The sequence below is a fragment of the Nocardia sp. NPDC059240 genome (genome assembly GCF_042753865.1).
In the GTDB taxonomy this organism is placed as follows: Bacteria; Actinomycetota; Actinomycetes; order Mycobacteriales; family Mycobacteriaceae; genus Nocardia.
This window is the reverse complement of the sequence record NZ_JBHZAC010000003.1, coordinates 590,540-608,815: the sequence shown is the minus strand read 5'-3', so window position 1 is coordinate 608,815 and position 18,276 is coordinate 590,540. Positions and strand designations below refer to the sequence as shown.

The 18,276-nt window shown below is 67.2% G+C and carries 12 protein-coding genes; 7 read left to right on the top strand and 5 right to left on the bottom strand.

Going from position 1 to position 18,276, the window contains the following annotated elements; translation table 11 throughout:
* The first annotated feature begins 120 nt into the window (after positions 1-120).
* A complete protein-coding gene (locus ACFXHA_RS13065; RefSeq protein WP_379356084.1) occupies positions 121-2,991 on the top strand; it encodes a BTAD domain-containing putative transcriptional regulator in 2,871 nt (956 codons plus the stop codon).
* 151 nt (positions 2,992-3,142) lie between these two features.
* On the top strand, positions 3,143-5,737 hold the full coding sequence (locus tag ACFXHA_RS13060) for a DNA translocase FtsK (protein WP_379356082.1): 2,595 nt from the start codon (positions 3,143-3,145) through the stop codon (positions 5,735-5,737).
* Between the two features lie 6 nt (positions 5,738-5,743).
* Here the strand turns inward: ACFXHA_RS13060 and ACFXHA_RS13055 are convergent, their stop codons facing one another.
* Positions 5,744-6,751, bottom strand: a complete 1,008-nt coding sequence (locus ACFXHA_RS13055; protein ID WP_379356080.1) for an alpha/beta hydrolase family esterase — start codon at positions 6,749-6,751, stop codon at positions 5,744-5,746.
* Between the two features lie 242 nt (positions 6,752-6,993).
* On the opposite strand from ACFXHA_RS13055, the gene ACFXHA_RS13050 reads away from it, so the two are divergent.
* The gene (locus ACFXHA_RS13050) at positions 6,994-7,374 is read left to right on the top strand and encodes a DUF4189 domain-containing protein (RefSeq protein ID WP_379356078.1); all 381 of its coding nucleotides are present in this window, start codon (positions 6,994-6,996) and stop codon (positions 7,372-7,374) included.
* A gap of 105 nt (positions 7,375-7,479) precedes the next feature.
* Positions 7,480-11,367 (top strand): WD40 repeat domain-containing protein, encoded by a 3,888-nt coding sequence (locus ACFXHA_RS13045; protein ID WP_379356076.1) that lies wholly within the window; start codon positions 7,480-7,482, stop codon positions 11,365-11,367.
* Positions 11,368-11,376: 9 nt separating this feature from the next.
* Here ACFXHA_RS13045 and ACFXHA_RS13040 read toward each other — a convergent pair whose 3' ends face one another.
* Positions 11,377-12,576: an ABC transporter permease gene (locus ACFXHA_RS13040; RefSeq protein WP_379356074.1), complete on the bottom strand. Its 1,200-nt coding sequence runs from the start codon at positions 12,574-12,576 to the stop codon at positions 11,377-11,379.
* The gene (locus ACFXHA_RS13035) at positions 12,573-13,451 is read right to left on the bottom strand and encodes an ABC transporter ATP-binding protein (RefSeq protein ID WP_379356072.1); all 879 of its coding nucleotides are present in this window, start codon (positions 13,449-13,451) and stop codon (positions 12,573-12,575) included. Before ACFXHA_RS13035 ends, ACFXHA_RS13040 begins: the two co-directional genes overlap by 4 nt.
* Before the next feature lie 208 nt (positions 13,452-13,659).
* Between ACFXHA_RS13035 and ACFXHA_RS13030 the strand changes: the two genes are divergently transcribed.
* The 3 genes from ACFXHA_RS13030 (at position 13,660) to ACFXHA_RS13020 (ending at position 17,039) form a co-directional block, all read left to right on the top strand.
* Complete coding sequence (locus tag ACFXHA_RS13030; protein ID WP_379356070.1) at positions 13,660-14,673, top strand: hypothetical protein; 1,014 nt, start codon at positions 13,660-13,662, stop codon at positions 14,671-14,673.
* Positions 14,674-14,725: 52 nt separating this feature from the next.
* Entirely contained in the window at positions 14,726-16,027 is a 1,302-nt protein-coding gene (locus ACFXHA_RS13025) for a KamA family radical SAM protein (RefSeq protein ID WP_379356068.1), read from the top strand.
* 118 nt (positions 16,028-16,145) lie between these two features.
* Complete coding sequence (locus ACFXHA_RS13020; protein ID WP_379356066.1) at positions 16,146-17,039, top strand: hypothetical protein; 894 nt, start codon at positions 16,146-16,148, stop codon at positions 17,037-17,039.
* A 189-nt stretch (positions 17,040-17,228) separates the two neighbouring features.
* Here the strand turns inward: ACFXHA_RS13020 and ACFXHA_RS13015 are convergent, their stop codons facing one another.
* Both ACFXHA_RS13015 and ACFXHA_RS13010 read right to left on the bottom strand, forming a co-directional pair.
* On the bottom strand, positions 17,229-17,486 hold the full coding sequence (locus ACFXHA_RS13015; RefSeq protein ID WP_379356064.1) for a GlsB/YeaQ/YmgE family stress response membrane protein: 258 nt from the start codon (positions 17,484-17,486) through the stop codon (positions 17,229-17,231).
* Between the two features lie 89 nt (positions 17,487-17,575).
* Complete coding sequence (locus tag ACFXHA_RS13010; RefSeq protein ID WP_379356062.1) at positions 17,576-17,959, bottom strand: hypothetical protein; 384 nt, start codon at positions 17,957-17,959, stop codon at positions 17,576-17,578.
* Positions 17,960-18,276: the final 317 nt, after the last annotated feature.

Here is an 18,276-nt window from a genome sequence, read left to right as displayed (position 1 = left end):
CTCCTGAGACCGTCGTCCCGGCCGGAGTGGCGTGGTACGTACCGGTCATGAAACGATCACGCGACGAGCGGTAACTTGCGTAATCAGCAAGCGTTCCGGGTGTGATGAAGGTGGTAGGCAATGTCTTGGCAACTGGCGGTTCTCGGACCGGTCGAGTTGGCGGCCGACGGGGTGCCGATACCGCCCATGCCACCCAAACAGCAGGCCGCCCTGGTGATGCTGGCGTGCGCGCGGGGTCGCACGGTTTCGGTCGAGGAGCTCGTCGACGGTATCTGGGGTGCCGACCGGCCGTCCTCGGCGGTGGGCGCGCTGCGCAATTACGCCTGGGCACTGCGCAAGCACCTCGCCACGCAGGGCGCGGTGCTGCTGTCCTCGGAGGCCCGCGGCTATCGCCTCGACGGCGCGCTGGAACTGGATGTCGACTGCATCGAACGATTGCGTGCCGAGGTGAGCGAGGCCCGCGCGGGCGGCTGCCTGGAGACCGCCGACTCGGCGTTGCGCACCGCCTTGCGCGCCTGGCGCGGTGATCCGCTGACCGGTGTGCCCGGCCCGTGGGCGGCGGCCGAACGCGCACGACTGCGACGCCTGCACCGGGTGCTCGAGGAGGACCTGCTCGAGATCACCGTGCAGCGCGGCGACTTCTCGCACGCCATGGCCGAATTGGAGGCGCTGATCACCGGCGACCCGCACAGCGAACGGCTGCGCGGACTCATGATGACCGCCCTCTACCGGGCGGGCCGTCGCACCGAGGCGCTCGACGAATACCAGCGCATCCGGCGACTGCTGGTGTCCGAACAGGGCATCGAGCCCGGCCCGATGCTCGCCGAACTGCACCGCCAGATCCTGTCCGACGAGCTGCCCGTCCCGGAGTCGGCGACCGCGCCGATCACCATGGTCGCGCCGCGCCCGGCCCAATTGCCGCCCGACACAGCCGATTTCACCGGTCGCGGTGACCTGGCGCAGGAGTTGTGTGCGGTGCTCGGCGGTGCCGCGCCCGCACCGGTGGCGATCTCCGGTATGGGTGGTGTCGGCAAGACCGCGCTGGCTTTGCATGTGGCGCACCGGATTCGGAGCCGCTATCCGGACGGGCAGCTGTATGTGGACCTGTGTGGCGCGGGTGCCGCGCCCGCCGATCCGGAGCATGTGCTGGGCGCGTTCCTGCGCGCATTGGGAGTGGCGCAGAAGGAGATTCCGGTCGGGGTGGCCGAGCGGGCCGCCCTGTTCCGCTCCGCGATCAGTGGCCGCCGCATGCTGGTGGTGCTCGACAATGCCGGTGATGCCGCGCAGGTCACGCCGCTGCTGCCGGGGGAGTCCGGGTGCGCCGTGCTGGTGACGGCCCGCCGCCCGCTGACCGCGCTGCCCGGGGTGCGGGTGTCCGCGTTGCGGGTGCTCGAACCCGAGGAGGGCGTGGAGCTCTTCGCCCGCATCGTCGGCGGTGCGCGGGTGTCGGCGGAGCCGGACGCGGTGCGCCGCATTGTCGAACTGTGCGGTCTGCTGCCCATGGCGGTGCGGATCGTGGCCGCCCGGGTAGCGGCCCGCCCGCGCTGGACCATCGTCTCCGAGGCCGAACGCCTGGCCGCCGAACGCCACGACCTGGACCGCTTCCGCACCGGAGACCTGGCCCTGACGGCCGCCTTCCGCGCCGGCTACGACCAGTTGCCGATGGAGGCCGCGCGTGCCTTCCGGCTGCTCGCGGTCGCGGATCTGCCGGATCTGCCGTTGGCCGCCACCGCCGCCGTGCTCGACACCATCGAACCGGTCGCCGAGGACCTGTGCGAGGAACTGGTCGATCGCGGCATGCTGGAATCGGTCGGCCGCGGCCGCTATCACTACCACGACCTGATGCGGCTGTTCGGGCATCACCTCTCCGTGCGCACCGATGCGGAGGCGGATGTCACCGCCCGCCTGCTCGACTATTACCTGGCCACCATGAAAACGGTGCTGCGCGTGCGGCATCCGGGTCTGCGACTGCGGCTGGCGTCGACCGGTCATCCGGGCGCGCGCCTGACGGATCTGGATTCGACACGGGAATTCCTCACCATCGAGCGGCGCAATCTCAATGCCCTCTACCGGCTGGCCATCACGGGCACGGTCCGGCACCGGGTCGTGGCGGCGGATCTCGCGTTGACGGTCGCGGAGACCGGATTGGCCTGTGACGCCACCATCGATCTGACCAGGACCCTGGAGGATCTGATCCGCGCGCTGGAGGCGGACGGCGATTCCGGTGCGGTGCGCCGGGTCCGGATCGCGCTGGTTTTCGCGTTGCTGGGGGAGATGGAGGACCCGCGGCGCGCGGCCGAGCACGTGCAGTTGCTGCTGGCCGCCGACGATCCGGATTCCGATACCTGGGCGTCGGGCGCCACCAACGCGATGGCGGGTCTGCTCGCGCTGTACGACGGTGATCCGGCCGGTGCGACAACGTATCTCGCCACCGCGCTCACCATGTATCGCCGCGGCAGCAGCCCCGAGTGTGTCCGGTTCGCGTATTCGCTGCTGTCGCGGGCCTATTCGGCGGCCGGGCGCAATCGCGATTCGCTGGCCGCCGCCGCCCGCGCCGTGGTGGCCGACAGTGACGCCGGGGTGCGCCGCAATGTGGTGTACGGCCTGACCGAGGCCGCCTGGGTGCTCAGCGGAGAGGGCGACTCCGAGCGCGGCACCCGCCTGTTCGACGCCGCCCTGTCGGTGGCCCGTCGATTCGGCAACACCCGTTACGAATCCGTCGTCCACGCCCGCGCCGCCCGCGCCCACCTGGCCGCCGGCGGCTTCGCCCGGGCCGCCGAGCACGCCGAGCGCGCCGAAGCCACCCGCATTTCGGCGGGTACCGGCGCCGTCCACACCCACAACCTCCTCATCCGCTACACGGCCCTGCGCCGCCTGGGCCGCAATATCGACGCCGCCGAGTGCTACCGCACCGCCTCCACCCAAATCCCCGACTTCGATGCCGCCTTGACGGCCTGGACCGCCGAAACCCACCTCCCCGCCACCCGCTGACCCGCGATTCCGCACGGCGGCAGCGGGGTTGAACCGCCCTTCCCGCCCCGGTGAACCGCTGGTTTCGGGTAGTGAGCGCCACATGTCTGATATGGGTGGGCCGGGTGTTGCGGATGGTCCGGGTGGGGCCTGAGCGGCTAGCCTGGGACGCATGGCAGGTAAGGCCCGCACCGGAACGTCACGTACGCGAGCGGGGGCTACGCGGGGTCAGACTCCTGCACAGTCCCGGGCTCGCACTCCACGCCAACCCGCGAAGCGGGCGGCGCGGAAGGCTCCGGCGCGGCGGCCCGCACCGCGGCGCGCCTCGAATACCGCTCCGCTGGCGGTGGTTCGGCGGGGCGCGACCAGGGCCTGGACGGCGACCGCGCGGGGGCTGGGGGCCACCACGCGGGCCGTGAGCCGGGCGGGGGATATCGAGCACGGGCATCGGCGCGACGGCATCGCGCTGGCCCTGGTCGCCTTCTCGTTCGTGATCGCGGCGGCCGTCTGGCTCTCGGCGGGTGGCCCGGTCGGGCACTGGGTGGATACCGCGGTGCGCTGGGTGGCCGGATCCGCTTCGGCGGCACTGCCGTTCGTGGCGGTCGGGATCGCGGTCATCCTCATGCGGACCGAGCCGCAGCCGGAGATCCGGCCACGCCTGGTGCTGGGCGGGCTGCTGGCAGGTCTGCCGATCCTGGGCCTGTGGCATATGGCGGCGGGTTCCCCGGCCGATGAGCACGGCCGCGAACATGCCGCCGGTTTCGTCGGTTACGTGGTGGGCGGACCCCTGAAGGACGGCCTGAGCGCGTTCCTGGCGGTCCCACTGCTCATGCTGGCCATCGGTTTCGGCGTGCTGCTGCTGACCGGCACCCAGGTGCGTGACGTGCCCGCCCGCATGCGCGAGATCTTCGGCACGGGCGCGGGCGGCGACGAATACGAGGACTACTCCGAGGAACACGGCCTCTACGACCCGGACGACTATGACGCGGACGGTTTTCCGCGCCATCGCCCCGAAGTGCGCAAGCGCCGCAGCAAATCCCCGTCGGAGAACTATCCGGCCGACGAGTTCTCCGGCTCCGACGCCGTCACCGAGATCATCGGCGAGCCGCCGCTGCAGGACGCCAAGGACATCGTCGCGGCGGAGGAGAAGCCCCGGCCCGCCGAGAAGGTCAAGCCGCGCAAGCCCCTTCCGAAGGTCGTCGACCAGACCCCGCCGCCGCCGGAGCCGCAGCAACTGGAGTTCGTCACCGACCGCGAGGTGGACGGCGATTACCAACTGCCGTCGCTGAACCTGCTCACCGACGGCGATCCGCCCAAGCAGCGCAGTGCGGCGAACGAATCCATGATCGAGGCCATCACCGAGGTGCTGGTGCAGTTCAAGATCGATGCTGCGGTCACCGGTTTCGTGCGCGGCCCGACGGTCACCCGCTACGAGGTGGAGCTGGGTCCGGGCGTGAAGGTCGAGAAGATCACCGCGCTGGCCCGCAATATCGCCTACGCGGTGGCGACGGAGAACGTCCGCCTGCTGGCCCCGATTCCGGGCAAGTCGGCGGTCGGTATCGAGGTGCCGAACGCCGATCGCGAATTGGTGCGCCTGGCCGATGTTTTGAAGGCCGCGAGCACGCGCAGCGATCACCATCCGCTGGTGATCGGTCTCGGCAAGAACATCGAGGGCGAGTTCGTGTCCGCGAATCTCGCGAAGATGCCGCACTTGCTGGTGGCCGGTTCCACCGGTTCGGGTAAGTCCAGCTTCGTCAACTCGATGCTGGTCTCGCTGCTGTGCCGCGCCACCCCCGAGGAGGTGCGCATGATCCTCATCGACCCGAAGATGGTGGAACTGACGCCCTACGAGGGCATTCCGCATCTGATCACGCCCATCATCACCCAGCCCAAGAAGGCCGCCGCCGCGCTGGCCTGGCTGGTGGAGGAGATGGAGCAGCGCTATCAGGACATGCAGGTCAACAAGGTCCGCCACATCGACGACTTCAACCGGAAGGTGAAGTCCGGTCAGATCACCGCGCCGCTGGGCAGCGAAAGGGTGTACCGCCCTTACCCGTACATCCTGGCGATCGTGGACGAGCTGGCCGACCTGATGATGACGGCCCCCCGTGACGTCGAGGACGCGATCGTCCGCATCACCCAGAAGGCCCGTGCCGCAGGCATCCACCTGGTGCTGGCGACCCAGCGCCCGTCGGTGGACGTGGTGACCGGTCTGATCAAGACCAACGTCCCGTCCCGCCTGGCGTTCGCGACCTCGTCGCTCACCGACTCCCGAGTCATCCTCGACCAGCCGGGCGCGGAGAAGCTGATCGGCATGGGCGACGGCCTGTTCCTCCCCATGGGCGCAAGCAAACCGACCCGTCTACAGGGTGCCTTTATCGACGACGCGGAAATCTCCGCCGTAGTCGACTTCGCCAAAACCCAGGCCACCCCCGACTACCAGGAGGGCGTCACCGCCGCCAAGGCCGGCGAGAAGAAGGACGTCGACCCCGATATCGGCGACGACCTCGACCTCCTCGTCCAAGCCATCGAATTGGTAGTCACCTCCCAATTCGGTTCCACCTCCATGCTGCAACGCAAACTCCGCGTCGGCTTCGCCAAGGCCGGCCGCCTCATGGACCTGATGGAAACCCGAGGCGTAGTAGGCCCGTCGGAAGGCTCCAAGGCCCGAGACGTCCTCATCAAACCCGACGAACTCGACGGCCTCCTCTGGACCATCCGAGGCGGCGGCGAACCGCCCGACGCGGAGCCGGACCAGGACCAGTAGCCGACATCAACGGCAGCTGTCCAGGCTGTGCGCGAGCAGGAACCCGATCATCATCCGGACATAGCCGATACCGTCATCGGAGCTGAGCAGGCCCAGGGTTTGAAAATGTTCGAGTTCGGTGGGGGAGACGAACTCCGCGATCTCGCACCCATGGGTCGAGTAGTGCTCGTCACCGGCCGCCACCATGAACCCGGGCCCGGGCCCGACGGTTTCGTTCGACGCCGGTAGCCGCGGCACCGTTCCGTCGTCACTGCCGCGGTAGGCGATATTGTCGGCGCTGAGCCACTGTTCGAGATCGGCGCGCCCGACCGAGTACAGGCTGAGCTGATCGCCGGGCGCCTGCAGAAAGAACGTGGGCAGTGGCCGCGCCCGCGCCCCCATCGCGTCGTGGATGGGCTGGCCGGAGCCGGGAATCACAGTGCCGGTGAGTGACTCGAACGCCGTGGTCGGATCGATCCGGAAGGGCGCGCCGGCCATCGGTGCGATCGCGGCATACAGATCGGGATAGGTGGCACCCATGACGGTTGCCATTGCGCCGCCCGCCGAGTAACCGCTCATATAGACGCGCGACCGGTCCAATCCGAACTCCGCGACGATGGCGGTGGTGAGATTCGCCAGCCGGGCCGGGTCACCGTGGCCCCGTTGCTGATTGGCCGGACTCAGCCAGTCCCAGCAGAGGGTGTCGGGCCCGTAGCGTCGGATCGGGCGGACGAGAACCGCGCCGAATTCGTCGGCGACGCGGTTGACGACCCAGTCGTCGTTCGGATCCCGGGTCTCCTGCTCGGAGAGTCCCGGCCCCCGCCCGCATCCGTGCAGCCAGACGATCATCGGCTTGCCCGCGGGGTCCCCGGGCGGCAGATGGATGTGGTATTCCATCGTTCCGTCCGCATCGGTGTAGTCGCGGACGATGTCGTCGGCGGCTTCGGCGCGGGGTGGAATCGCGGTCGGCAGTACCGCGATCGACAGTGAGATCAGTGAAAAGGCAAAGTACGTAATCGATCTCGATCGACGCATTACTTAATGGTCGCATTGTCGGCCGGGCATTCGGTCGCAAAGCGGTTTCCGGGGGTCCGGTTCCGGTCCGGAACCTCTAGTTATGCCTCTGAACTGTGTAAATGCTGAATTCTGATCATCGCGAAATGGTGGCCGGCGGGTGGTCGGATCGAGAATTGAAGCGTCGGATGAGGTCTGGGGGGATCGGTTTCCGGGTCTCGATCAATGCTGCGGAGTATCCGCACCTTTCGAAGAAGATGATCATGAAGAAGCTGGCTTGCAGTCTTGCTACCGTGCTGGCGATCGCCACCGTGGGTATCGGTGGGGTATCGGTCGCGACCGCCCCGGCGGCACATGCCTCCACGACCTATTGGGGTGCGATCGCGTACTCGCCGAGCGGGCACCGGTTCGGGTGGTCGTGGGAAGCGGCATCGCTGAGCGCCGCGATCACCGGTGCGAAGAATGCCTGTGGCTACACCGATTGTGTATACAAGATCAGCTGGTACAACGGCTGCGGTGCGATCGCCGAGGGCACGAACTACATCGGCTACGGCACCGGAGCGACCCTGTCCATAGCGGAGAACGAGGCGTTGTCGGCAGCGGGGAGCGGCGCGGGCATTACGGGGTGGCACTGCACCTACTGACTTCGGCGCCTCCCGTCCCCCGCCCCGTTCATACTGTAACGCGGTATCGAAACAGTCTGCGGTGCAGGAGATACCGACCATTGAGTATCCAGTGGGGGAGACAACATGGCCGAGCCGGCGGAGCCCGTATCGCCGCGTGAGATGTTCGCGCGGCGGCTCACGGAACTATGGGAATCCGCCGGCCGGCCACCGCAGACCAGCGTGGTCGCCGCCGCCAACCGGCTGATGGGCCCCGCGCGCGGCCCGAACGCCAAGGAGCTTCGGTTCCAGAAGTTCGCCGCGTGGAAGAGCGGGAACAACCTCCCCGGCGAATTCGATTCGGTGTGGCCGGTTCTCGGCGTATTGATCGCCCGCTCGGCCACCTCCGACGCACCGCTTCCAGCGGAGCAGCTAGGGCGAAAATACTGGTACCAGCTCTGGTCGGAGGCCAAGGCGTGGACACCGGAACCGGTCTGTCCGTACCGCGGCCTGCGGTCGTATCGCTCCGAGGACGCCGACCGATTCTTCGGCCGCGATCGAGCGGTCGTGGACCTGATCGCGTTGGTGGAGGCCATCGGCGCGGGTGGTGGGGGTGTCGGTGTCCTTGTCGGAGCATCGGGTTCGGGCAAATCGTCCCTGTTGGCAGCCGGGCTGATCCCGAAACTCGACGCGGTGTGGACGGTGGTCCGATCCACGCCCGGTGGCGGCGACGCGCGGGCGCTGACCCCGCCCGCGCCCGGCGAGCGCCGGGTGGAAATCGTCGACCAATTCGAAGAGCTCTTCACGACAACGGATTCCGAGGACGAGCGTCGCGATTACCTCGATCGATTGAGTAACTGCGCGGCGGCGGGCATCGTTGTGATCGTCGGCGTGCGGGCCGACTTCTTCGCACGCTGTCTGGAGTACCCGGTGCTGGCGGAGGCGCTGGCGAACCAGCAGGTGACCGATGACGCGGAAACCGTTGTCGCGCAACGCAGTGTCATCCTCGGGCCGTTGCTCGAGTCCGAACTGCGCGAGGCCATCAGCGGCCCGGCCCGGGTATCGGGCCTGAAACTGGAAACCGGTCTGGTCGACTTGATTCTGGCGGACCTCGTCCACCTCTCGGGTGCTGACGCCGCGGGCGCCTTGCCGCTGGTATCGCATGTGATGCAGGTGATGTGGGAACGGCGCAGCGGCAGCAAGCTCACCATGGCCGCCTACGTCGCGGCGGGCCGTGTCGCCTCGTCGATCGCCCACACCGCGGACCAGGCGTGGCAGGAGCTCGAGCCCGAAGGCAGGGTCGCGGCCCGGCACCTGCTGATCGCCATGGTGACCGTCGGCGACGGCACCCGCGACATGCGGCGTCGCGTGACCAGGAGCGACCTGCTCGCGCGCGCAACGGATCCCGTCGAGGCCGCGGCGGCACTCGAGACGCTGGCCCGCGCCCGCCTGGTCACTCTCGACGACGGCGCGGTCACTCTCGTGCACGAGGTCGTGCTGGACGCCTGGCCGCGCTTGCGCGGCTGGATCGACGACGACCGGCAGAGCCTGGTGGTCCGCCAGCGGACCGAGGCCGATGCCGCCGAATGGGAATCCGCCGGCCGTAGCTCGGCCCTGCTCTACCGTGGCGAGCGCCTGCTGCGTGCGCGCGGCAGCGATCCCGAAATCAGTGGGCGCAGTGGCGCTTTCCTGGCGGCGTCGATCCGGGCGCGGCAACGCCGGCGGGCAGCGGAGGCCGCCACCGCGTGTGCGCTCGTGGTGCTGCTCGTGCTCGTCTCGGTGGTGCTGGTACGGATCGGTGAGACGAATCGACGGCGTGCGGCCGACTACTTCGACACGGTGACGAGCGAAATCGATCGATGGCAGACCTCCGACCCGACGCTCGCGGCCGAACTCACCGTGCTGGCGAATCATCTGAGGCCCGATGACGCGGGTATCCGATCCCGTTTGGTCGCGAGCCAAACTTCGCCCGTGGCAAAGACCTTCGACAACGGCGGCGGTTCGGTGGCGGGCGTGTCCTATCTCCCCGACGGAACACTGGTGGTCGGGAGCAATGACGGGATGATCAGGCTGTGGCGGGTCCGGGGATCCGGGGCGGCAGTGTCGGCGGGTCCGGCCATCGCCGACAACGCCGGTGGGATCCGCACGTTTTACACGGTTGGATCATTGCTGGTCACGACCGCTGTCGATCACATCGTGCGGATCCGTGACCTCTCGGATCCCGCCAATCCCCGGCTCGTGCGGGCGGTCGACGTCGGAGTCCCGATCACGCTGGCCGCGCTCTCCCGCGATCAGCACAGCCTGGCGGTGGCCCGAGAGGACGGCGATGTCTCGGTATTCGACCTCGCCGCACCGGATACTCAGCAGCCGATCGTGTTCCCGGTGGGCGGGACTATCGCCGCCCTCAACTTCAGCAGCAATGGCATGCTGCTCGCCACGGCGTATACGAAGCAGAACGTTTTTGGTCAGGCGGTGACGACGTCGGTCTGGAGCATCGATCGAACCGCGGGTACCGCCCACGGATCGACGATCTTCACCGGCGGGGACGTGCCACTCATCGAGGTCTCCGAAACCGAACCCGTACTGGCGATCGGTGACGTCAGGGGTCAGGGCGAAGGGGCGAATGTTGGCAAGAGCACCGTCCAGTTTTTCCGGATCGATGATCCGACGCAGCCAGTCGCTATCGCTCCGCCCTTCCCGGTAACCACCGCGTACGCTCTCCGAGGATTTGCGCACAGCTCGGACGGTCGTGTCCTGCTGACGATTTCGACCCTGGGTAGCGAGCTGTGGAACCTGGCCGATCCGGCGCAACCAACTCCGCTGGGTTCTCCACTCACCGGCACCACCGCCGAATGCCCGAATCCCCAGGTTCGTTGCGCTCCCATGGTGACCAATGCGGCTTTCTCGGAGGACGGCCGCAACGTCGCGATCGGGTTCGATACGGGGGCTGTCGCGCACTGGGCATTACCCGGTGGCGTCCTCGCCGGACAAGCCGGACAGGTTGGCGTACTGACCTCGGCGATCAGTGCCAATGGCGAGCGGATGATCACCGGGGCGCCCGGGGCCGACGCACGCATCTGGGATATCCACGATCCCGCGGCGGCGCGGATCGTCGGATCCATCCCGAAACCCGACTACCGGCTTCCGAACGTGTCTATCAGGGTGTCGCCCACCATGAGTGCGGACGGGCAGTTCGCCGCGACCGTGCTGCAAGGACAGGAGACATTGCTCGACGTCTCCCAACCCGATCGTCAGCGAACGGTGAAGACCTTTCCCGGCGCGGTGAGCATCGGTTTCGCAGCTGACCGTCGAATGCTCGAGGCGATCTATCCGACACCATTCCCGCGGTTCGACATCTGGGATTTCACCGATCCCTGGAATCCGGTGAACCGTGGCAGCGGGTTGTTCAGCTTCGGATCACCGAACGCGGCAGCCGCTCTCACCATGGCCACGAGCCATGACGGGCATCTGGTTGTCGCGTTGACCGACAAACTGCATGTCTGGCAGGAGAAGGACACGCTGGCCTTGCGGCCGGACAGCATCACCGCGACGGATTGGACCGGCGGGGGCAATGGCCTCGCAGTCAGTGCCGATGATCGTGTGGTGGCCGCCGGCTGGGGAGCAGGGGCGGTCCGGCTGTGGTCGGTCGCGGACCCGAGCCATGTTGTCCCGCTGGGCGATCCACAGACGGTCACGGGCAATGCCGTTCAGTCGCTCGATTTCGCGCCGACCGGTGCCACGCTCGCGGTGGGCGGCGCGGACGGCACCGTGCAGCTGTGGGACGCCTCGGATCCCAAGCATCTTGTCCGGCAAGGACAGTCGCTGACCCCTGCGGGACCTATGGTGTGGCACGTCGCCTTCCATCCGCGCGGCGGCTTCCTCCTCGGTGCCGGTGACAACGGCACCGTCCGCATCTGGGATCTGAATCCCGATCACGCGGTGACACGGATCTGTGCCCAGACGTCCGCGACGATCGCGGCCCGGCTGGCCGCGATCCTCCCGAATCACACCATCGATGGCCTCTGCCGGCCTTAGGCGGCCGAGTCAGTCCTCCAGCGCCAGGGCTTGCCGCAGGGTCAGCCGCCCCTGGGTTTGCATGAGGGAGCGGCGGTAGATCTTCTCCGCGATCAGGACGATGGCGTAGGCGGCGCAGGCCATGATCAGCAGGGCGATCACCGGTTGCCACCAGGCGGCGGTACCGGCGGCCAGGCGGGCGGGCATGGCGACGACCGACGCCAGCGGGACGAAGGAAGCGATGGTTTGTGCGGTGCCGGAGAGGAAGATTCCGGCGAAGAGCACGATCATCACCAGCATGGTCAAGGGGGTGGAGGTGGCTTGCAGGTCCTCGGTGCGGGTGGCCAGGGCTCCGGCGACGGCCCAGAGGCTGGCCAGGGCTAGGAAGCCGACGAGGAAGAAGACCACGAACCAGCCTGCGGCGCCGCCGATCTGGGATATCTGATCGCCCTTGCCGGTGGCGGCCAGGCCGATCAGGCCCGCGCTGACGAACAGGATGAGCTGGCCGAGTGCCATCACGGTATTGCCGATCACCTTGCCGATCAGCAACTGGCGCAACGGGATCGCGCTGGCCAGGATTTCGACGATGCGGTTCTGTTTCTCCTCGACCACGCTCTGGGCGATGGACAGGCCGAACAGGATCGACGACAGGTAGAACAGGAACGCGAACACGAAACCGGCGGCTTTTGCCAGGCCGGGGTCGATGGCGTTCGGTTCGAGCAACGCCGAGGTGACGGTGCCGCCGCGGGCGAGTTGCTGCGTGGAAATGCCTGCGGCCGCGGTGTTCTGCTGGATGGCGAGCTGCCCGGCGGCGGCCGAGAGGTAGGTGTCGGCCTTGTCGTTCTTGGCGGTCTTGCCGAGTAGTCGCCAGCCACCGGGTAGGTCGGGCACCAGGCCCGCATCGGCGTCGCCCGCCCGGACTTTCGCCTCGACGGCGGCCGGATCGGCGACCTCGTGCGCCACGAAATCGACCTTGGCGTTGGAGTGGTGGGCCAGCTGCCCGGCCAGCTCGACCACCGCGCTCGCGCCCGGTCCGGTGACCGCGATATCGATGGTTTCGGTTCGGCTGCTGATAAATCCGCTGATCCCCAGTGACGCGACGATCGCGATGATGGTGATCGCCGTGGAGATCAGGAAGTTGCGGTCGCGCAGTTTCACCGCGATTTCGCGCTGTGCGACCAGCCGCCACACGCCCCGGGGTGCGGCCTCGTCGATGGTGTCGTGGCTCATGCCACCGCCTCCCGGTAGATGTCGGACACGGACGGCCGTACTTCGGCCAGTTCCCGCACGGATCCGCGGCTCAGCGCTTCGGTCAGCACCTTGTCCGTCGTCGTATCCGGCAACTCGACAATCGCTGTCGCGCCGTCGATTTCGATCACCTCGACTCCGGCGAGCGCCCGCAGCCACTGCGCGTCCGCGCCCAGCACCAGCCGATACCTCGCGGGCCCGGACTCGGTCAGCTCCGCCGCAGATCCCTGCGCCACGACCCGCCCGTCGGCCAGAATGATGAGCCGGTCACACAGCCGCTCCACCAGATCCAGCTGATGCGAGGAGAACAGAATCGGGACACCCTGCGCGGCATATTCTTTCAACAGCTCCGCCATGGAATCTACGGCCACCGGATCCAATCCGGAGAACGGCTCGTCGAGCACCAACGCCACCGGCTCCGCGATCACGGCGGCCGCGATCTGCACCCGCTGCTGATTGCCCAGCGACAGCGACTCCAGCTTGTCCTTGCGCCGCCCACTCAATTCGAACCGCTCCAACAGCCCGTCGGCCCGCGAAACGGCCGCCGCAGCACTCATCCCACGCAATCGCGCCAGGTATACGAGCTGATCGACGATCGGCTGCTTCGGGTAGAGCCCCCGCTCCTCGGGCATGTACCCGAACTTCCGCCGGTCCCCGGCCGTCACCGCGCGCCCGGCCCACCGCACCTCCCCGCCGTGAATCCCCAAGACCCCCATAATCATTCGCATGGTGGTGGTCTTTCCCGCGCCGTTCCCGCCGACGAACCCGCTCAATTCCCCTTCCGGCACCGTGAACGACACCTCGTCCACCGCCACCTTCTCTCCGAACCTGCGCACCAACCGCGCCACTTCCAGCATTGAACCCTCCCGTGCACCGAGCGACCCGACCGCCACCATCTTGCCTGGATCTCCGGAGCGAGAACCGCGACCCCCGCGCGGAATTGAAGCTCGCGGCCGGTGCCCATACCCTGAAGTCGTGGCAGGCGGGGGAATTTCACAGCGTCGGAAGCGGAATCGACGATGGCGGTGGCCGGAACCGCGGTGGATCGCGGGTCTGGGTGTCGGGGTGGCGACCATCCTGACGCTGTCCATGCTCGCCGGCGGACTGCCGGACTACTGGCGCAACTTCGAGCTGAACACGGCGGCCGATCTCATCGGCGCAGTCTTCACGATCTTCCTGCTGACCCCGATCATCCAGCGGGTGGGGGAGTCCCGGGTGCGTGAGCACCGCGAGCTCGACTACGGGCGCTTCCTCGACCGCGCGGACCGCAGCACCGATGCGATCCGGATCGTCGACACCTTCTCGAACATGCTGCTCGAGCCGTATTCCGAGCGCTTCGGGCGGATCGTTCGGGCGGCGGTGGCGCGCGGGGTGTCGGTGCACGTCCTGCTCATCAACCCCTCGACCCTGGCGGCCGAGCAGCGTGATCTGGAGTTGGGCGCTTCGAAGGATCTGCAACGACAGCTCGCCCGCAATCTGCACACGCTGCGTGAATTGCAGCGGGAGATCGGCGAACCCGATCAAGGGCACAGCGGGCGCGGGCTGCGCGCGGAATTTCAAGTGCGGCTGTATCATTCGGGCCCCGACGTGACGATGTACAGGTCCGACGACAGGTGCCTGATCTCGTTCTATACCCTCGGCGAGCTCTCCGGCGATTCGCGTCAGCTCGAGGTGTCGCGATATTCCCCACTCGGCAAGTTCGTCAATGATCGCTTTCACGCGGTCTGGCGTCGTTCCTCGCCGCTGGAGCATTTGATCGGTATCACGGTGTCCGACGGTCGCGGTGCTGAGCTCCAGCGGTTGGTGAGAACGATTGTGCTGGACGATGTCCGGTTCGTTCATAGTTCGAAGGTGGATCGTTTCCTGGAGGGGGCCGATCCGAGTTCGATCACGGTGCGGATCGACGGCGGCGGCGAGCATGCCGTGTCGTGCGTGGTCGAAGCCGAGCTGGTGCAACGCCTGGACGCGATGCTGGCCGAACTCTTCCATGACGCACCGGGCGGTACCTTTCGCCGGTTGGATTCCATTCCGTTGATCCTGGAGCATGTCCGCGAAGACGGGGCAACCGCGGATCGATAAGATCGGACCTCGGTCGCTCGACATCCGTCGGGCAAGTGGCTGGAGGCATCGGATGTCGCTGGGCACCACGGGGTATGGATTTCGCGCGCTCGGCGCCCGGGAACTGCCGCGGCTGGCCGCGCGGGCCGGGCTCGATGCCGCGCGGACACGGGAATTGGCGGCGGTGGCGGCGGTGCTGCCGTTCCGGACGAACCGGTATGTGCTGGACGAACTCATCGACTGGGACCGCGCGCCCGACGATCCGATCTTCCGCCTGACGATGCCGAATCCGGGCATGCTGGCCGACGCCGACCGTGTCGAACTGGTGTCGCTGCTCGCCACCGACGCGCCCGCCGCCGATATCCGCCACGCCGCCACCCGGATTCGCAAATCGATGAATCCGCATCCGGAGGGCCAGCGCACCCTCAATCTGCCCGAGGTCGACGGCGAGACCTTCGAGGGACTGCAGCACAAGTACCGCAGCACCGTCCTCTACTTCCCGCGCAACGGCCAGACCTGTCATGCCTACTGCGCGTACTGCTTTCGCTGGGCGCAGTTCGTCGGCGACCCGGAACTGCACATGGCCGCGGCCGGACCGGAAACGCTGGTGCGCTATCTGAAACGGCATCCCGAGGCCAGCGACGTGCTGGTGACCGGCGGCGATCCGATGATCATGAGCGCCCAGGTCCTGGCGCGGCACCTGGAACCGCTACTGACCCCGGAACTGGAACAGTTGACCACCATCCGCATCGGCACCAAGGCACTCGCATTCTGGCCGTACCGATTCGTCACCGATCCCGACGCCGACGACCTGCTGGCCCTGCTGGCCCGAATCACCGCCTCCGGCCGCCACCTGGCCATCATGGCCCACGTCTCCCACGCCCGGGAGTTGGACACCGAGATCGTCCGAACCGCAATCCAGCGCCTGCAGAGCATCGGTGCGATGATCCGGTGCCAGTCACCGGTAGTCCGCACCGTCAACGACACGGCGGACGACTGGATCACCTTGTGGCAGAAGGAAGTAAGCCTCGGAATGATCCCGTACTACATGTTCGTAGAACGCGACACCGGCCCCCGCGACCACTTCGCCGTCCCCCTCGCCGCCTCTACCGCCCTCTTCACCGCCGCCTACCGCGCCGTCCCCGGCCTGGCCCGCACCGTCCGAGGCCCCGTAATGTCGGCCACCCCCGGCAAGGTAGTCATCGACGGCATCACCACCATCGCCGACCACCGAGTCTTCGCCCTCCGCTTCCTCCAAGCCCGCAACGAATCCTTGGTCGGCACACCATTCTTCGCGAACTACAGCGCCACCGCCCGCTGGCTCGACGACCTAACCCCCGCTTTCGCCCCCACCTTCCCGCACCAACACCCTTGACGGCCAAAGGAAATCGAGTGCGGCGCAGGGCCGCCGGACACGCCGACAGCAAGACCGATCGGTCATCGAATGTGTGTTCGGGGCGTGTCGCCGCAGACCCTGCTATACGGTCCGCGACGTGCCTTCCAATAACCATGAGGTGCCGTTGGAACTGTTCCGGGAGAGACCTGAGCTCGCGCCGAAGGTGGCGCGGGAGGTGTTCGGCTTAGCCGTCCCGGAGGGTCCGTGCTGGCGGCTGGGACCGGAGACGGTGACCATGCTGGGTCCGCTAGAACTGCATTTGGATGTGTCAGTGGTCGGAGGCAGCGTGGAGCGGCCCGACTTCGCGATCATCCAGGAGGTCCAAAACTCGGCTACCTGTGAGGATCTGATTCGCATTCGGTCGAGTTGGCCGGAGTACGTGACGAACCTGCGCAAACGGCTACGTTGTCCCGTGGCGTTGCTGGCCTACTGCCCGAATGAAAAGGTCGCGGCTGCAGTCGGCGAGCCGGTCGAAACTGGGCATCCGGGTTTCGTTTTCGCGCCGATCACCTACTGGCCGGGCCGGCTGGCGGCGGTGACTGACCCGGTGCAGGCACACGAATGGCCCGAGTTGGTGTTGTTGTCGGCTCCTGGGCACGTGGACGACACGTCCCGACATCGCGTGCTCGAGATGGTGATGCGGGCGATTCAAGCATTCGGGCCCGAGCGTGGCCTGATTTACTATGACTACATCAGCGCGCGGTTGCCGCAGGCGGTCCGTTCGGAGCTGGAGGAGCTCATGTCGATCTCTGTCGAGGATTACCAGTGGGAGAGCGAGTTCGCCCATCGCCACCAGGCAATCGGTCGTGCGGAGGGCGTGGCCGAAGGGGAGGCCTCCGCGATCCTGACGGTTCTGGCCGCTCGTTGCATCGAGGTCGAGTGCTCTTCTCGCGAGCGCATTCTGACCTGCTCGGATCTCGGGCTGCTGTCGGTTTGGCTCACTCGGGCTGTCACCGTGAACGTTGCTTCGGATCTGTTCGACCAGGAATAACGCCTCCGCCGCACCCACGCCGCCAGCGCTGTAGGTGCGGCGGTGCCGATTCTGGCTTTTCCGACAAGTTGATGCCGGTCCAGCCGTTCTGGCAGTCCCTGTCGTCGTAGTGGCCGTCGAGCATCCGGGGTAGTTCGCTGTCGCGGAATTGGTCCGGGCCGCCGGGTGCGGGCGGGGATGCCCGGTGGGTTAGCTGCGGACCTTGCGGACGATGAACAGCAGCAGTACCGAGCCTGCCAGGCAGGTGAGGAAGCTGAAGATGAGGCCGCCGCCGTTGACATCCACGCCGACCAGTTTCAGCAGGAATCCGCCCAGTAGGCCGCCGACAACGCCGACTACGACATTGAGGACGATGCCTTGTTGGGCGTCGGTACCCATGATCTTGCTGCCGATCCAACCGGCCAATCCGCCGATAATGATCCAGCCGAAGAACCCGAGTGCGAGCATTGCGCCTCCTACCAGTTCCGATACCGGGATTCAGCCCATGGTCGTCGCTCCCGCGCCCGAAATCCGACAGTGACACGCGGTCTGCCTGGTTATGGCTTTCTCGAAAGGTTGATGCCGTTCCAGCCGTTCTGGCAGGCACTGTCGTCGTATCGGCCGTCGCGCATCCGGGGTAGTTCGGTGTCGCGGAATTGGTCCGGGGCCTTGGCTGTAATGCGCACCTTGTAGTCGGGGGTGATGCAGGCTCCCGCGATCCGCCAGTTGCCGGTGTCGGTGGTGTCGGGGGTGGGTTGGCCTGGGCTGGTGCTGACGTAGGTGCCCTCGACGATTTCCGGCTGCCACGAACCTGCTGACAGCAGTGCGCGGGTGGCAGCGACGGTGGTGCCGATCAGTTGGTCCCTGGTGACGACGACATCTCCCGGAGCTGAGGGGATGGTGCGGTAGACGGGCGGTGACCACGCGACGGTGGTTTGCACCGGTGGGGTCGGCGATGTGCTGTCGGGGGGCTGGTCGTTGGAACCGCATGCGGCGATTGCGAATACCACTGCGGCGCCGACGAGCCCGGCGGTGATTCGATTACAACGCACGATCTTTGACATTCCGATCACCTGCTTGGGGAGTGCAGTCGGCGGGTGGTTCGCTCAACAACAACAAACCAGAACGATTTCAGCAATCTTTTGGCTAACTATGTGTTGAGGGTCACGGACTCGAAAATGACTGAGCTCCATCGGGACGCACCGGTACTCGTGGCGGCTGTGTAGGGTGACGGCTGCGGAGATCACGCCCGGGGAGG